We start from the raw sequence: 14,813 nt of genomic DNA, 5'->3' as shown, positions 1-14,813 counted from the left end.
CGATCGAAACAAACATGATGCTGGCATCACCGTTGTGCGTTGCCACAACGATCTGACGCAACCGCCTGACGGAATAAGCGTAAAATTCGCATGACGCATGCATGCCGTCACGCTGAGGCAGTTTCCTCGAAGTAACTCATCACGCTAGGATGTTCGACATCAACACAGGTGGGCGCGATGCCACGGATCGATCGGGACGGAGTTGCCATCCACTACGAAGTCCACGGCAGCGGGCCGCCGCTGCTTCTGACCCACGGCTATTCATCGACCTCGGCGATGTGGCATGGGCAGATCGATGCGCTCGCCAGGCACACCACGCTCGTGCTGTGGGACATGCGCGGTCACGGCCAGTCGGATTATCCCGACGACCCCAATGCCTATAGCGAAGCGCTGACCGTCGGCGACATGGCCGCAATCCTCGATGCGGTCGGCGCGCAGCGCGCCATCATCGGCGGGCTGTCGCTCGGCGGTTACATGTCGCTCGCCTTCTATCGCGCGCATCAGAAGCGCGTGCGTGCGCTCCTGATCGTCGACACCGGTCCGGGCTTCAAAAAGGACGATGCGCGCGAGGCCTGGAACGCGCGCGCACGCGCCACGGCCGACAAGCTCGACCGCGAAGGTCTCGAGGTGCTGACATCGGCGACCCGCGAGCGCGCGACCGCCAGCCACCGCAACGCCAGGGGGCTTGCGCTCGCCGCGCGCGGCATGCTGACCCAGCGCGACGCGAAGGTGATGGAGCTGCTGCCGGACATCGAGGTGCCGTCGCTAATCGTGGTCGGCGCCGACGACACCCCGTTCCTCGCCGCGTCCGACTACATGGCGGCAAAAATCCGCGGCGCACACAAGGTCGTGATTCCCGCAGCCGGGCATGCCGTCAACATCGATCAGCCGCAGGCTTTTGTTGACGCAGTGGTCCCCTTCCTGAAAAATCTGCCGCACGAGGCGGGCCGCGAAGGGACCTGAACGATGAAGCCGACGATGATGGCAACTGTCGCGATAGTGCTGGGCATGATGACGGCCGCGGCGCAAGCCGAGCAATGGACGCCGCCGCGCCTGCCCTTCGTCACGACATTGTCGAACACCACGCCGCTCGCCTTCGGGATGGACGCCGCCCAGGCCGCGCAGGCGCTGGGCCAGCCGCTGCAATATGTTCGCGGACGCCCCGGCAACGAGATCTACCTCGCCTTGCGCAATCTCGGCGGCAGCCGGCTCATCCCCCACCGCAACCGCCTGTTCCTGCAATTCCGCCATGGTCGCCTCGCAGGCTGGAAAGAGGACTACGGCGAGAACTGGATGTGGGAGTAGAACCGCGACTCTCACTCCTCATGGTGAGGAGCGCCGAAGGCGCCTCTCGAACCATGCAGCCCCCGCTGAAGCAACAGGGCCTTCATCCTTCGAGACGCGCGCAAGAGCACGCTCCTGAGGATGACGAGTCGGAGCGGTATTCTGGATCAACAACCAACAACGAAGGACAACCTCGTGGGACAGGACATCCAACTGACGGCCTCCGACAATTTCCAGCTTGGCGCCTATCGCGCCGACCCCACCGGCGCGCCGAAAGGCGCGGTGGTGGTGATCCAGGAGATTTTTGGGGTCAATCATCACATCCGCTCGGTGTGCGACCGGCTCGCCAAGGAAGGCTATGTCGCGGTCGCGCCGTCGATCTTCGATCGCACCTCGCCCAATTTCCAGTCGGGCTATTCGCCCGACGAGATCGCCGAGGCACGCAAGTTCGTCGTCAACCCCGACTGGGCAGCGATGCTGCACGATACGCAGGCCGCGATCGACGCGGTGAAGAGTGTCGGCCCGGTCGGCATCATCGGCTTCTGCTTGGGGGGCAGCATCGCCTATGTCGCGGCGGCACGGCTGTCCGGCCTCTCGGCCGCGATCGGCTATTATGGCGGCGCCGTCGTGCGCTTTGCCGACGAGAAGCCGAAGGTGCCGACGCAGCTGCATTTCGGAGAGAAAGACGCCGGCATTCCCCTGACTGACGTCGAGACCATCAAGGGCAAGCGGGCGGACGTCGAGGTCTTCATCTATCCCGGCGCTCAACATGGCTTCCACTGCGACGAGCGCGCGAGCTACGACAAGACCAGCGCCGACATCGCCTGGCCGCGCAGCATGGCGTTCTTTGCGAAGCATTTGAAGTAGAGCGCGACTCTCTCACCGTCGTCATTCCACATTGCGCACTTGCGCAATGGGGATGCGCGGACAGGCGCAGGCCCGGAATCCATCGCGCCTCAGAGATCGTAACGAAATGGATTCCGGGCTCGCGACTTCGTCGCGCCCCGGAATGACGGAGGGGGAGGATCGCGTTTGCCTTTGCGGAAATCGGGTGGGCGATGACTGGTCCTGGCGATAGAGCTGTTTCAAAGCCAACTCATCTCGGGACATCGTCATGCAAGACACCATGCGCCGCGTCATCCGCAACCCGTTCGGCACAATGGACGTGCCGGAACCCAACGACCATGACGTGATCACCTATGCCGCGACGGCGACACTCGGCGGCGGCGAGGACGACGGCAACGCGGCACAATGGGCCTCGATGCCTGCAGCATCCGATCCTCTGGACGGCGCCTGGGCGAGCCGGTGGAGCGGCGGCGCCGATCCGACCATTTTGGGCGATGCGCCGGACAAGTGGAAACAGGGCCGCGCCGAGCTCCGCGTCGCGGGGAACCGGATCTATCTGCGCTTCGATTGGGACGATGGCCGAAGGCACGGGCTCATCGATGCCGTGCGCGACGGTGCAGATCGCCTGGTCGGAAAATACATCAACCTGACGGACCCCGGCATCACGCGGCCATGGGTCGGGCGCGTGGTCGACGCGGCGCGCATCGACGGATGCTTTCCGAACGGGCGACTTGATTTCAGGCGGTGATGCGCGAGTTGTGACCAAGCCGTATATTCACACGAGCAATGGGCAGAGGCGCGCAAGCTTCACCTGCCGACATTCACCGTGCTTGCGCGAAAATATCTCCAAGACCTTGTCAGCCAGGGCGTTGCCGAGATCCGCATTGTTTTGCGCGGAGAAATGGATTCCCATCCAGACCGCCTGTTGGGATCACGCGTCCTGCGTCGAAGAAGTCGACCTTCATGAAGTTGGCCAGAGACCTGTACTGCGTCGCAAGCTCCACCGTCTTCTCGCGCCCGCCCTCGAACATTCCCTGGAGCCAGGGATCGGCTACCGGCGCAAGTGGAGGCGGCACCACGACGCGCACCTGAGGGGCTCCGTAAACCGTGCCTACGCCACCCGTCGACGTGAGCACCTGGCCGACCAGTTTCGACATGCCGACTGCAATTTCATATGACGTGCGATGATAGTAACTCTTCGCATCGTTCGTTCCGAGCATGATGATGACGAGGTCCAGCGGAAGGTGACTTGCCAGCGCGGAGGGCAGATAGACGGATCCGTTCAGACGCGGATCAACGGGATCATCGATCGCCGTCGTTCGTGCACTCAGACCTTCCTCCACGATCTCGTAGTCGGATCCAAGTCTGGAGGCCATGATCCCCGTCCACCGCTCTGGATAAGGGAATCTTGTCGTTGGTGCGCCCTCGCGAACGGCAATCTACCCCCACGTCAGAAAGTCGCCAAAACACAGGATTCGCCTGGCCACGAGAACCTCGCTCAGTTGAACTTGGAATGGATGCTGTGAAAGATTGCGGCGAATAGAACTATGGGCGCCGAGTCGTCATCACCTACCTCCGGCGCCCCGTGCGGGACAGGCAATTCGGTCTCCAATTGAAGCATAACAGGTCGACGCCCGGCTCGAGTAGATTTCCTATCTTCATATATCCGGTCGTGCCCTATTTCGGCGATTCGAACCCGTGTCGCTCCAGCAACCGTGCCCGGATCTCGACGAGGCGCGCGGCCACTTCGCCGATGGGCCAAATCCAGACAATTGCAACAAGCTCAACGGCGCTGCCACTTTCGTCATGACGGCCGCGAACCGTAATCAATAGCAGAGTAGCGACAGGCCCCGAACCGGGAGCGGCGCGTGGAGTCCGCAAGCTCTCTGTTTACCTCGACCGTGCCGCACTTCTTGCAGGTGTAGAGGCGTTGCAGCAAGGGGCGCAGTCGTGACATGCGGCAATGCGCCAGCTTGCGCCAAGCTTTTCATGGTGGCTGAGGCATCTCGCAAAGAAACGGCTAACCACGTTGCGACGGCTGCAGAGGGGACTGCATGGAAAGACCAATCAACCAATGATAGCGTCTGTATCCCAAGATCAACCAAGGGGAACTGTCGTGCATGGAATGACCAAGCTTCGCTCTTGGTTTCTGCCCGCCGCTGTGTGGATCGTTCTCGTCGGAGCTTTCTTCGCCTGGTTTACGCTCACAGCACGCGGTGGTGCGCCGTACTGGTTGGTGAGTCTGATCATGTCCTGGTTGCCGTTCCTGGCGCTGATCGGCGTTTGGCTGTGGTTTTCGCGCAGGAATGGGCGCGCAGCATCCGGAGCGAGTTGGGTCGATCTCTTCGAGCAGCAGGTTGTGGAAACCCAACGCACGAACGCATTGTTGGAGAGGATCGCGGCGGCTCTGGAAAAGCCGTCTGCCGGTTAGCCCGAACATCGGTGCGTCGCGGAGAGAAGAGGATGCGCTCTAGGATTTCTGCGTATGCCTGGCTGGCTGCCTTGGTAATCGCAATGGCAGCCGCCGTCAGCCGGCCCGCGGCAGCCGACGATCGACAGGACTGTTTGAACGGATCGAAGGAAACCGCTGCCGCGACCATCGCCGCCTGTACCCGTGCGATCGAAAGCGGCGACTACGATGACCAAGGCCTGTCCAACTTGTATCATGCGCGTGGCTATTCCTGGTCGTGGACAAGTCTCGCCGATCGCGTCGACCGCGCTTTGAACGACTACAACGAGGCGATCCGGCTCGAACCGAAAGCCGCCGGCTCACTGCTCAACAGGTCGCGTATCTACAACCAGCGGCACGACTACGATCGGGCGATAGCGGACGTGAACCGGGCGTTCGAAAGCGGTCTGTCGGACTATGGAAAGCGCGTCGGATACGGCGAGCGCGGCGACGCCTATCAGGCCAAGGGCGACAACGACCGTGCCATTGCCGACTATACCGACAGCCTCGAACTCGATGCGAACAACAATGTCGCCCTCACCGCCCGCGGCAACGCCTACTATGGCAAAGGCGACCTTGATCGCGCAATCGCCGACTACGACCAGGTGATCGCGCGCGACCCGAAATATGCGGTCGCATATTACAACCGTTCCCTCGCATACAGGGCAAAGGGTGACCTCGATCGCGTCATCGCCGACTGCAGTCAGGCGATCGCGCTCTATCCGAGATACAGGGACGCCTACTACAACCGCGGCTACGCTTATCAAGCCAAGGGCGATATTGACCGCGCCATCGCCGACTACGATCAGATGATCGCGCTCGATCCGAAAGATAGCGACGCCCATAGCGGTCGCGCCAGCGCGTACCTGACCAGGGGCGATTTCCGCCGCGCCATCGCGGACTTCGGTCAGGGGCAGGCGCTATCCTGGCTCGCCACGATAGGCCTCTTCGCGGTGGCGGGCTGGCTTTGTTCCCGATTAGGTTTGCATGCGCGCAGACGCTGGTCCGGCCGGACGATGATCGAGATGTGCGAACAACAGACCGTCGACATGAAGCACAGGAATGCCGCCCTGGAGAAGATCGCGGTAGCTCTGGAGAAGCACATGTCGGCTTAGCTCGGGTTTCCTGCAGGACGGTCAGGCGCGACTTGTTGCGGATATTCGTGTGCGGCGGCCCACCCGTGTGCGGCGGCGACGGTTTCCCCAGAGTATTTCCGATAGTGAGCCGGCATGCGTGAAGAAGACTAGACGCTGGAAATTGATACTGTCCGCTAGACCTGTCAGTGACCGCTAATGGCATGGTCCGGCCGTGCTCCAGCCCCGCCAGTGATCGAAGCTGGTTCGGGGCACCGAAAAGGAGCATGCCATGTCTCAGAAATCTAGCAGCGCAATTGCCGTGGTTGGTATCGATATCGGCAAGAACTCGTTTCACGTCGTAGGGCACGATCGGCGTGGTGCGATCGTACTCCGGCAAAAATGGTCGCGTGGCCAGGTCGAGGCGCGACTTGCCAACCTGGCGCCGTGCCTGATCGGGATGGAGGCTTGCGTCGGCGCGCATCATCTCAGCCGCAAGCTACAGGGACTCGGCCACAATGCCCGGCTGATGCCAGCCAAATACGTGCGGCCGTATAGCAAGGGACAGAAGAACGACTTCCGCGATGCGGAGGCGATCGCCGAGGCGGTGCAACGCCCGACCATGAAGTTCGTTGCAACCAAGACTGCCGACCAACTTGACTTGCAGGCCCTGCACCGCGTGCGCGAGCGGCTGGTTAGCCAGCGTACCGGCATCATCAATCAGATCCGCGCCTTCCTGCTCGAGCGGGACGTTGCGGTCCGGCAAGGGTTGCGTTTCCTGCGCGCCGAGCTGCCGGGCGTTCTGGCGACGCGAACCGATGTCCTGTCGCTCCGCATGGTGCGCATCATCGAAGACCTGTCAGCAGATTGGCGCCGCCTGGATGCGCGCATCGAAGGTCTCTCCGGCGAGATTGAAACGCTCGCCCGTCAAGATCAGCACTGCGAGCGGCTGATGACGGTCCCCGGCATTGGCCCCATCATCTCGAGCGCGATGGTGGCCGCGATCGGCACCGGAGACGTGTTCTCCAAAGGCCGCGACTTCGGCGCCTGGCTCGGGCTGGTACCGAAACAGATCTCGACGGGAGACCGGACAATCCTTGGCAGCATATCAAGGCGCGGCAATCGCTATTTGCGCAGCCTGTTCGTTCAGGCGGCTTGGGTCGTGCTGGTCAAGGTTGGGCCAAAGCATTGGGAACGCTATGGCCTCAAATCTTGGATTGAAGCGGCGAAGAAGCGACTACACCACAACGTGCTTGCCATTGCGCTGGCCAACAAGCTCGCCCGCATCGCATGGGCGGTTCTCAACAAGGGGCGCGCCTTCGCATGCGACAAGACCGATGCGATGGCGTACCGCCCAGCCTGATGCTCGCGCCGTGCTCGGGGCCGTCAAGACGTGGCCTGGCAGCATGGAAGCAAGAGGTAAGCCTGTGCGACGGCCAGCCTTGACGGCCCCTTCCGCGCGGCCCGTTCTGCACGCCCAGGCCGGGACGAAGGAACGACCGCCAGGCACGAACAAAGGAACAGCCATGAAATGAGGAGAGACCCATCGACGATGTAATCTTACCCGCCGAGGTCTGCGAGAAGATAAGACGAGTATGGAGGATCGGTCTTCCCGGCGCATGCGAACACTGGTGACCCGAATGGCCCGGTCGAGGCCTGACCGCTAATCAGATCGCATGCGCGCTGATATCCATGATGGTCCGGAGCAACGCTCCAAACAGAGGCCGGATACATTGATGCAAGACCGCTCACCGCCAAGTCGTCGAAATCTTCTTGCAACGCGCGGCCGGACCATACATTCGGGTCAATCGCGTCGCTTCGTGCCTTCCGGTCAGCCCTGATGAGCGGACGTCTTCAGCGTCGGTCCGATGGGTCTCAAACGAGCCATAAACAGACGCGCTCTTTTGACTGCACCGCTGGGATGCGCCGACAGGCGCAGGCCTGGAATCCATCGCGCCTCGGAGGGCGTGGCAAAATGGATTCCGGGCTCGCGACTTCTTCGCGCCCCGGACTGACGGTGATGAGAGAGGATCAGAACCAGCGTTCGCCGACGTAGACGGTGTGGCCGGGGCCGACGGGAGTGCCGAGCGGCACCACGGCTCGCATCGCGCCGCCGGCATCGCTGCGGGTCACCGTGACCACGTCCCGTTTGGCGCGCGGCGAGAAGCCGCCGGCGATCGCGACGGCGCTTTCGACCGTCATGTTCGGCACGTAGGGATATTGGCCGGGCGCGGCGACTTCACCCAGAATGAAGAAGGGACGATAAGCCTCGATCTCGACCGCCACCGACGGTTCCCGGATATAGCCGTTGCGCAGCCGCACGCCGATTTCGGAGGCGAGCCCGGCCGTGGTGCGACCGCGCGCCGGCACCGCGCCGATCAGCGGCATGGTGATCGCACCGCCGGCATCGATCGCGTAGGTGTTGGTAAGACCTTCCTGGCCGTAGACCACGACGCGCAGCTTGTCGCCGGCATCGAGATGATAGGACGCGTCATAGCGCACCGGCATCGGCGCGGCATAGCCGACCGCTGCAGGCGTGGGAGCTGCGGCAAAGGAATTGCGGAGCGCGCCGATGGCGCCGCCACCGGAATTGTCGACGACGGCGACCGGTTGCGGCCCGGCGGGCTGGCCATAGGCCATGTAGTCGAGATCGCTGCGCGGCTGCGCGACCGCGACGGGACCGACGGTTTGCATGCAGCCGCCAAGGGCAAGCGCGGCGGACGCTGCCAGGATCGACAATCGAAACGCGTGCGCAACCCGCACTGGAGCCATCCCTTGAACCGAGATAGCTCCAGTCTTGCACCGGTTATGGTTAATAAAGCGTTGAGGGTCGTAGGGCCCGACAATGCGGACAACGGGCGCGGTGCGCTCCCTCTCCCGCTTGCGGGAAAGGGTTGGGATGAGGGTGCCTCCGCAATGAACGCTCTTTGAGTAGAGAGCCCTCACCCGCATTGCATCTCACGATGCAATGCGACCTCTCCCGCAAGCGGGAGAGGTGCACCGAGTTCGTGGCTAGATCACGCGCTCACACCGACGCCGATCGGACAGGACACGCCGGTGCCACCAAGGCCGCAATAGCCCGCCGGATTCTTGGCGAGATATTGCTGGTGGTAGTCCTCGGCGAAATAGAACTCGCCGGCGGGCGCAATCTCGGTGGTGATGGCGCTGAGCCCCTTGGCTGCGAGCGCCTTCTGATAGAGCGCACTGGACTCGTCGGCCGCCTTCTTCTGCGCATCGTTATAGGTGTAGATCGCGCTTCGATATTGCGTGCCGACGTCATTGCCCTGGCGCATGCCTTGCGTCGGGTTGTGGTTCTCCCAGAACGCCTTCAACAGCCGCTCGTAAGAGATCTTCTTCGGATCGTACACGACCAGCACCACCTCGGTGTGGCCGGTGCGGCCCGAACAGACCTCTTCATAGGTAGGATTGGGCGTATGGCCGCCGGCATAGCCGACCGCGGTGACGTAGACGCCCTCGCCGAGCTCCCAGAATTTGCGCTCGGCACCCCAGAAGCAGCCGAGCCCGAACACGGCCTGCTCGAGACCCGCGGGGTAAGGCGGCTTGAGCTTCTGGCCGTTGACGAAATGGGTGGTGGCGGTCGGTAAAGGCTGCGCACGGCCCGGCAGCGCCTCGGCTGCGCTCGGGAGTGCAGTGGTCTTGCGCATGAACAGCATGGTCGGATCTCCGAAACGAGCTGTCCGTCGCCCAAGCAGGGGTGCTTGAGGCGGCGTGCTCGCGATGCCAGTTGAATATAGGCATTTACGGCTGGAGAGGCAGCCCTGTTACGCCGCCTCCTTATCCAGGAGCGGTCAGTCCCGCGAATAGCCGATCAGGGGTTTCCGCGGCCGGAACAGGATCATCAGGAGGATGCCGAGAATGCCCAGCACGGCGAAAACCGGCTGGTCCAGCACCAGGCGGATCACCGAGGTCCATAGCCAGGGGGCCTTGGCCTCGACCCAGGTCCGAAACGCCTGCTGGCTGGACTGATGGATATCGTTCCAGAACTGGCCGAACCGGGTGAACCGCAGGGTCTGGTCCGCCACCCAGCGGGCGCCGTCATAGACCATGAAGATGAAGCCGCCAGCCAGCAGCAACAGGCCGATCAGTCGGAAAAAGCCGCGGATCATGCATCACCTTAATATGCCCGTCCGCCGGGACGAGGCGAACGCCGCCAGCCAATACCGGGGCGAGAGCGGAAATTCAACCTCGTCAGTACGTTACGGCAGTTCCCGGGCTGGCAGGGGGGCCTTTGCGGCCTCCCGAAGCCGTTGACGGTGCCGCAGGCCCCCTCTATAAGGGCGCCAACTGGCGGCGGGCGCAATCCCGCCGCCGCTGTTCTTTGAGCCGTGTGAGGCAGCCGTATAAGGCAATGGCCGTAAGGCTGGCGCGCAAGCTCCGGGAATAGCCTTAGCAACCGAACACCCTAAAACCGAGCGTCGATTTCGCGGTTCAAGCAGCCGGCGCTAATCCGAGCAAGAAGCGACCGGTCACCGCAGAGGATTTTTGAGACTATGGCCAACACCACTTCCGCCAAGAAAGCGACGCGCAAGATTGCCCGTCGTACCGCCGTCAACAAGTCGCGTCGCACCCAGATGCGCGGCGCAGTCCGCACCGTCGAAGAGGCGATCAAGTCCGGCGATCGTGCCGCCGCGCTGAAGGCGCTGGCGAACGCCGAGCCCGCCCTGATGCGTGCCGCGCAGCGCAACATCATTCACAAGAACAATGCGAGCCGCAAAGTGTCACGGCTGACGCATCAGATCGCCAAGCTCGGCAAGTGATCCGACCGCACATCGCGGAACGCGGATGAAGCCCGGCACGCGCCGGGCTTTTTCTTTTTGTTGCTGCACGCGACGAATATCAGAGCGAGCCGCAGCTTTTGCTTCAGAGCCCTGCGACCGGAGTTCGTTGATACCTGCTCTTTGACAGAAGCGCGCCGATGGATGGGCTCTTGGAAAAATTTTTCGGCGCGCTATTTTACCTTCCGTAGTTTACCTGCTGGCGATTCCGTCACACCGGAAACTTTCATCGCAGTTGCGAAAGGCCCGTGTGGCGCGGCAGAACGAATTTCTGCCTCGGCATTTGGACACCGTAGTTTCCACGGGAGCTGTGCAAAGACAGGGTTACCCTGCAAAACGAGACTCGAAAAACGATGTCTCGATAATCACTTATCCACATAGCGCCCCGAAGCATTTGGAAAATTGGCTCACACGGCACTCGCGTGACGCTTTTGTAAATTTTTTTTGCGCGCTGTCGGAGAATTGTCACATGACGCGCATTGCTTTCGATTCTGCACGGCGATTCAAAAACTTGGTTCTCGACCCTGTGAACAACTCCCGCGCCGCGTTAACGCAGATCAGGATTTAAGCTCCTCAACTGTGAATCAATTCCGTTGCGAGTCTCTGCGCATCGTGTATTTCTTAAAGCCGTCCGCAGCGCCCACGATCTTGAGACCAGCGCGGTTTTAGAAACGGGGCGAGCGTGCAAATCGGCGGCGGTGTGCACGTGGGCGACGCTTTACCAAGCGATTGTCGGTTTGAAACCCATAGCAATATGGGAAGGGTGGTTCTTTGTCGAAATGTCTCCTAGCGGGGCATTCGTGTCTCGTTCGCGTTCAGACGCAACGGAGAGACAGCGACGGGCGGCCCGACAAGCGCGAAGGCAGCGCCACGCGGACGAGTTAGGAAAGACGGGCGGGCCTCGTGCTGGGAATGTGGAGTTCCTGCACGAAGTTCATAGGCGACACGCAGGACCTTGCCGTGAGCAATCACGGCAGGACGGGGAGGCACCATGTCGAACGAACGTAACGCGGTATTGAATCATATCTCTTCATCCAACGATGCCGTTTCGAGTTCGTCCTCCGACCAGCCTCCGGCGAGTCCTTGCGCGCTGAGTACGCGCTGACCTCGCGAACCCTCCATTCTTGACATCACTGGTCTGCCTCGCGGCGTTCGCGCCGAACGGATGACCTGTGCCTTCAGGATGGCCTCGCTTGAGGTCGTGCCGTGGCAGGAAACCTGCAACGGCACTCGCAACGCAACCTTATCTCCAAAGAAAAGTTACAAACAATGACATCGGAACAGGATCGCTGGTCACGCGTGAAGGGGCGGCTGCGCTCGAGCGTTGGCGAGGACGTCTACACCAGCTGGTTTGCACGCATGGATCTCGAAGGGGTGCAGGAGGAGAGCGTGCGGCTGTCGGTCCCTACGCGCTTCCTGAAGAGCTGGATCCAGGCGCATTACGCCGAGCGTGTGCTCTCCTGCTGGCAGGCCGAGCTGCCGGAAGTGCATCGTATCGACCTCACCGTGCGCACCGCTGTGCGCCCGACCATCGCGCTCAAGGAAGCGCCGGCGCCGATCGAGGCCAAGCGCATGGACGGCCGCTCCTCGGCCGAGCTGCGCGCGACCGCGACCGCGCCAGTCTCCGCCAGCCATGACGCGCTCGGTGGCTCGCCGCTCGATCCGCGCCTGACCTTTGCAAGCTTCGTCGTCGGCCGCGCCAACACGCTGGCGCATGCGGCGGCACGCCAGGTCGCGGAAGGACGCCGCGGCGATCCCGTGATGTTCAACCCGCTCTACATCCATGCCGGCGTTGGCCTCGGCAAGACGCATCTGCTCCAGGCGGTGACCTGGGCCGGCAATTCCGGTAGCGAGCGCAAGGTGCTCTACCTTACCGCGGAAAAATTCATGTACGGCTTCGTCGCTGCGCTGAAGACGCAGACGGCGCTCGCCTTCAAGGAAGCGCTGCGCGGCATCGACGTGCTTGTCATCGACGATCTCCAGTTCCTCCAGGGCAAGTCGACGCAGGCCGAGTTCTGCCACACGCTGAATGCGCTGATCGATGCCGGCCGCCAGGTCGTGATCGCGGCCGACCGCCCGCCGTCCGATCTCGAGAGCCTGGACGATCGCGTTCGCTCGCGGCTCGCCGGCGGCCTCGTGGTCGAGATGGGATCGCTCGGGGAAGACTTGCGGCTTGGCATTCTCAGGTCGCGTGTCGCAGCCGCCCGCGCCCATCATGCAAGCTTCGACGTGCCCGAGGAGGTGCTGAACTATCTGGCGCGCACCATCACCCATAACGGCCGCGACCTCGAAGGCGCGATCAACCGGCTGCTTGCTCATTCGAAGCTCAACAACCAGCCGGTGACGCTGGAAATGGCCGAGCGCGAGGTGCGCGACCTGATCCGGCCGCAGGAGCCCAAGCGCATCAAGATCGAGGACATCCAGCGCGTGGTGGCGCGGCAGTATAATGTCAGCCGCTCCGACCTCTTGTCCTCGCGCCGTACCGCCAACGTGGTCCGGCCGCGGCAGGTCGCGATGTACCTCGCCAAGACGCTGACCTTGCGCTCGCTGCCGGAGATCGGCCGCCGCTTCGGCGGACGCGACCACACCACCGTGCTGCACGCAGTGCGCAAAATCGAGGCACTGGTCAGCAAGGATGCGGCGCTGTCCGAAGAGGTCGAATCCTTGAAGCGCCAGCTTCAGGAATAAACCCCTAAGGCCATTCCGACCTGCCATCGATCGTCCCGGCTTTGCCGCCGGGGCGAGGGGCAAAATCGGGATGTAAATCGTGGGGAACAGCACCCCAATCCCTTGAATCGGATGGCTTTACGCGCCACCTTGCGCGACCCTGACGGCTTTGATCATATCGGCTGGATGATCCGGCTTTGTCGGGTTTCTTCCGTGCCGCGGCGCCGCTTTCGGCCGCCCGGCTTTTCCATCCTGGGATCGGGCGGGTAGTGCAATGAAGGTTACGGTCGAACGCGCGCAACTCCTGAAATCGCTGGGCCACGTCCACCGCGTGGTCGAGCGCCGCAACACGATCCCGATCCTCGGCAACGTGCTGGTCCGCGCAGAGGGCGCGAAATTGTCACTGAAGGCGACCGACCTCGATCTCGAGGTGACGGAGACGCTCGCCGCCGAAACCGCGACCGCCGGTTCCACGACCGTGCCGGCGCACATGTTCTACGACATCGTGCGCAAGCTGCCCGACGGCTCGCAGATCGTGCTGGAAGGCGACGGCGACCGCTCGGTGCTGGCGATCCGCGCCGGCCGCTCGCGCTTCACGCTGCAGACGCTGCCGGAGAATGATTTTCCCGATCTTGCGGCCGGCGACATGTCGCACTCCTTCAATCTTGCCGCCAAGGACGTGAAGCGGCTGATCGACCGCACCCAGTTCGCGATCTCGACCGAGGAGACGCGCTACTATCTCAACGGCATCTATCTGCATGCCGCGGGCTCAGCCAAGGCTGCGACCTTGCGCGGCGTCGCCACCGACGGCCACCGCCTCGCCCAGCTCGATCTGGTGCAGCCCAAGGGCGCCGCCGGCATGCCTGGCGTGATCGTGCCGCGCAAGACCGTCGGCGAGGTGCAGCGCCTGATCGAGGACAGCGAGGCCGAAGTCACGATCGAGCTGTCGCAGGCCAAGATCCGCTTCACCATCGGCAATGTGGTGCTGACCTCAAAGTTGATCGACGGCACCTTCCCCGACTACGGCCGCGTCATCCCGCAGAACAACGACAAGGAACTGGTCGTCGACAAGAAGGATTTTGAGGCCGCGGTGGACCGCGTCTCGACGATCTCCAGCGAGCGCGGCCGCGCGGTGAAGCTCTCGCTCTCCGCCGGCAAGCTGGTGCTGTCGGTCACCAATCCGGATTCCGGCAGCGCGACCGAAGAGCTCGAGGTCGAATACGCCTCGGATGCGCTCGATATCGGCTTCAACTCGCGTTACCTGCTCGACATCGCCGCCCAGATCGAGGGCGAAGTCGCAACCCTCAAGCTCGCCGACCCGGGTTCACCGACCCTCGTCCAGGACCGCGACGACAAGAGCGCACTCTACGTGCTGATGCCGATGCGGGTGTGAGCCGCGTGGCTCCGCGTCGACGCCAAACTCATGAACCGATTGCGCTGCGTATTGCTGTGCCCTCTCCCCTTGCGGGAGAGGGCAGCTCCGCTCGTCGACACAACCTCACTCGGGTGAGGGGTCCTCTCTCCGCACCTGCAATGCGGAGGCAACCCCTCACCCGGCTTCGCTTCGCGAAGCCACCCTCTCCCACAAGGGGAGAGGGTGAAGCACCGGCTTTGCCTCACGCCAAAGACGTGATGCGCGTTGCTGTGCCCTCGCCCCTTGTGGGAGAAGGTGAAGGCACACCACCGCCGCTTCACGAA

At 62.7% G+C, this 14,813-nt stretch carries 14 protein-coding genes; 10 read left to right on the top strand and 4 right to left on the bottom strand.

Annotated elements, in window-relative coordinates; all coding sequences use genetic code 11:
* Nucleotides 1–177: 177 nt before the first annotated feature.
* The 4 genes from NLN62_RS18840 to NLN62_RS18825 all read left to right on the top strand — a co-directional run bounded on the left by NLN62_RS18840 (nucleotide 178) and on the right by NLN62_RS18825 (nucleotide 2,878).
* Nucleotides 178–963, top strand: a complete 786-nt coding sequence (locus NLN62_RS18840; protein ID WP_254109804.1) for an alpha/beta fold hydrolase — start codon at nucleotides 178–180, stop codon at nucleotides 961–963.
* Nucleotides 964–966: 3 nt separating this feature from the next.
* Nucleotides 967–1,305: a hypothetical protein gene (locus tag NLN62_RS18835; protein ID WP_254109803.1), complete on the top strand. Its 339-nt coding sequence runs from the start codon at nucleotides 967–969 to the stop codon at nucleotides 1,303–1,305.
* Between the two features lie 174 nt (nucleotides 1,306–1,479).
* Complete coding sequence (locus tag NLN62_RS18830; RefSeq protein ID WP_254109802.1) at nucleotides 1,480–2,151, top strand: dienelactone hydrolase family protein; 672 nt, start codon at nucleotides 1,480–1,482, stop codon at nucleotides 2,149–2,151.
* A gap of 247 nt (nucleotides 2,152–2,398) precedes the next feature.
* Nucleotides 2,399–2,878, top strand: coding sequence for a hypothetical protein (locus tag NLN62_RS18825; protein WP_035662825.1), 480 nt, complete (start codon nucleotides 2,399–2,401; stop codon nucleotides 2,876–2,878).
* 109 nt (nucleotides 2,879–2,987) lie between these two features.
* On the opposite strand, the gene NLN62_RS18820 is transcribed toward NLN62_RS18825, so the two are convergent.
* Nucleotides 2,988–3,506, bottom strand: a complete 519-nt coding sequence (locus tag NLN62_RS18820) for a GDSL-type esterase/lipase family protein (RefSeq protein WP_245288052.1) — start codon at nucleotides 3,504–3,506, stop codon at nucleotides 2,988–2,990.
* 749 nt (nucleotides 3,507–4,255) lie between these two features.
* Between NLN62_RS18820 and NLN62_RS18815 the strand changes: the two genes are divergently transcribed.
* The 3 genes from NLN62_RS18815 (at nucleotide 4,256) to NLN62_RS18805 (ending at nucleotide 7,015) form a co-directional block, all read left to right on the top strand.
* Nucleotides 4,256–4,561 (top strand): hypothetical protein, encoded by a 306-nt coding sequence (locus NLN62_RS18815; protein ID WP_245288051.1) that lies wholly within the window; start codon nucleotides 4,256–4,258, stop codon nucleotides 4,559–4,561.
* An 83-nt stretch (nucleotides 4,562–4,644) separates the two neighbouring features.
* Nucleotides 4,645–5,694, top strand: a complete 1,050-nt coding sequence (locus tag NLN62_RS18810) for a lipopolysaccharide assembly protein LapB (protein ID WP_254109801.1) — start codon at nucleotides 4,645–4,647, stop codon at nucleotides 5,692–5,694.
* Between the two features lie 250 nt (nucleotides 5,695–5,944).
* Nucleotides 5,945–7,015, top strand: a complete 1,071-nt coding sequence (locus tag NLN62_RS18805) for an IS110 family transposase (RefSeq protein ID WP_254107548.1) — start codon at nucleotides 5,945–5,947, stop codon at nucleotides 7,013–7,015.
* Nucleotides 7,016–7,683: 668 nt separating this feature from the next.
* Here the strand turns inward: NLN62_RS18805 and NLN62_RS18800 are convergent.
* The 3 genes from NLN62_RS18800 to NLN62_RS18790 all read right to left on the bottom strand — a co-directional run bounded on the left by NLN62_RS18800 (nucleotide 7,684) and on the right by NLN62_RS18790 (nucleotide 9,779).
* A complete protein-coding gene (locus NLN62_RS18800) occupies nucleotides 7,684–8,424 on the bottom strand; it encodes a polysaccharide biosynthesis/export family protein (protein WP_254109800.1) in 741 nt (246 codons plus the stop codon).
* 245 nt (nucleotides 8,425–8,669) lie between these two features.
* Complete coding sequence (gene msrA, locus NLN62_RS18795; protein ID WP_027527814.1) at nucleotides 8,670–9,326, bottom strand: peptide-methionine (S)-S-oxide reductase MsrA; 657 nt, start codon at nucleotides 9,324–9,326, stop codon at nucleotides 8,670–8,672.
* 135 nt (nucleotides 9,327–9,461) lie between these two features.
* Nucleotides 9,462–9,779 carry a hypothetical protein gene (locus NLN62_RS18790; RefSeq protein ID WP_027527813.1) on the bottom strand — a complete coding sequence of 106 codons (318 nt, stop codon included), beginning with the start codon at nucleotides 9,777–9,779 and terminating at the stop codon, nucleotides 9,462–9,464.
* A gap of 384 nt (nucleotides 9,780–10,163) precedes the next feature.
* Between NLN62_RS18790 and rpsT the strand changes: the two genes are divergently transcribed.
* From rpsT to dnaN, 3 genes are all read left to right on the top strand, one after another.
* Nucleotides 10,164–10,430: a 30S ribosomal protein S20 gene (gene rpsT / locus NLN62_RS18785; protein ID WP_027527812.1), complete on the top strand. Its 267-nt coding sequence runs from the start codon at nucleotides 10,164–10,166 to the stop codon at nucleotides 10,428–10,430.
* A 1,287-nt stretch (nucleotides 10,431–11,717) separates the two neighbouring features.
* Nucleotides 11,718–13,136, top strand: coding sequence for a chromosomal replication initiator protein DnaA (gene dnaA / locus NLN62_RS18780; RefSeq protein WP_254109799.1), 1,419 nt, complete (start codon nucleotides 11,718–11,720; stop codon nucleotides 13,134–13,136).
* A gap of 253 nt (nucleotides 13,137–13,389) precedes the next feature.
* A complete protein-coding gene (gene dnaN / locus NLN62_RS18775; RefSeq protein WP_027527810.1) occupies nucleotides 13,390–14,508 on the top strand; it encodes a DNA polymerase III subunit beta in 1,119 nt (372 codons plus the stop codon).
* The last annotated feature ends 305 nt before the right edge of the window (nucleotides 14,509–14,813 follow it).

The sequence above is a fragment of the Bradyrhizobium sp. CCGUVB23 genome (genome assembly GCF_024199885.1).
GTDB lineage: Bacteria > Pseudomonadota > Alphaproteobacteria > Rhizobiales > Xanthobacteraceae > Bradyrhizobium.
Note: the sequence above shows the minus strand (reverse complement) of the source record. Positions and strands in the feature narration are given on the sequence as shown.

Excerpts from the sequence above, each read along its gene's own strand:
- NLN62_RS18810 (WP_254109801.1), top strand. The coding sequence starts at position 4,645 with ATGGCAGCCGCCGTCAGCCGGCCCGCGGCAGCCGACGATCGACAGGAC.
- NLN62_RS18825 (WP_035662825.1), top strand. The coding sequence starts at position 2,399 with ATGCAAGACACCATGCGCCGCGTCATCCGCAACCCGTTCGGCACAATG.
- NLN62_RS18820 (WP_245288052.1), bottom strand. The coding sequence starts at position 3,506 with ATGGCCTCCAGACTTGGATCCGACTACGAGATCGTGGAGGAAGGTCTG.
- rpsT (WP_027527812.1), top strand. The coding sequence starts at position 10,164 with ATGGCCAACACCACTTCCGCCAAGAAAGCGACGCGCAAGATTGCCCGT.
- NLN62_RS18840 (WP_254109804.1), top strand. The coding sequence starts at position 178 with ATGCCACGGATCGATCGGGACGGAGTTGCCATCCACTACGAAGTCCAC.
- dnaN (WP_027527810.1), top strand. The coding sequence starts at position 13,390 with ATGAAGGTTACGGTCGAACGCGCGCAACTCCTGAAATCGCTGGGCCAC.
- NLN62_RS18800 (WP_254109800.1), bottom strand. The coding sequence starts at position 8,424 with ATGGCTCCAGTGCGGGTTGCGCACGCGTTTCGATTGTCGATCCTGGCA.
- NLN62_RS18805 (WP_254107548.1), top strand. The coding sequence starts at position 5,945 with ATGTCTCAGAAATCTAGCAGCGCAATTGCCGTGGTTGGTATCGATATC.
- NLN62_RS18815 (WP_245288051.1), top strand. The coding sequence starts at position 4,256 with ATGACCAAGCTTCGCTCTTGGTTTCTGCCCGCCGCTGTGTGGATCGTT.
- NLN62_RS18835 (WP_254109803.1), top strand. The coding sequence starts at position 967 with ATGAAGCCGACGATGATGGCAACTGTCGCGATAGTGCTGGGCATGATG.
- msrA (WP_027527814.1), bottom strand. The coding sequence starts at position 9,326 with ATGCTGTTCATGCGCAAGACCACTGCACTCCCGAGCGCAGCCGAGGCG.
- NLN62_RS18790 (WP_027527813.1), bottom strand. The coding sequence starts at position 9,779 with ATGATCCGCGGCTTTTTCCGACTGATCGGCCTGTTGCTGCTGGCTGGC.
- dnaA (WP_254109799.1), top strand. The coding sequence starts at position 11,718 with ATGACATCGGAACAGGATCGCTGGTCACGCGTGAAGGGGCGGCTGCGC.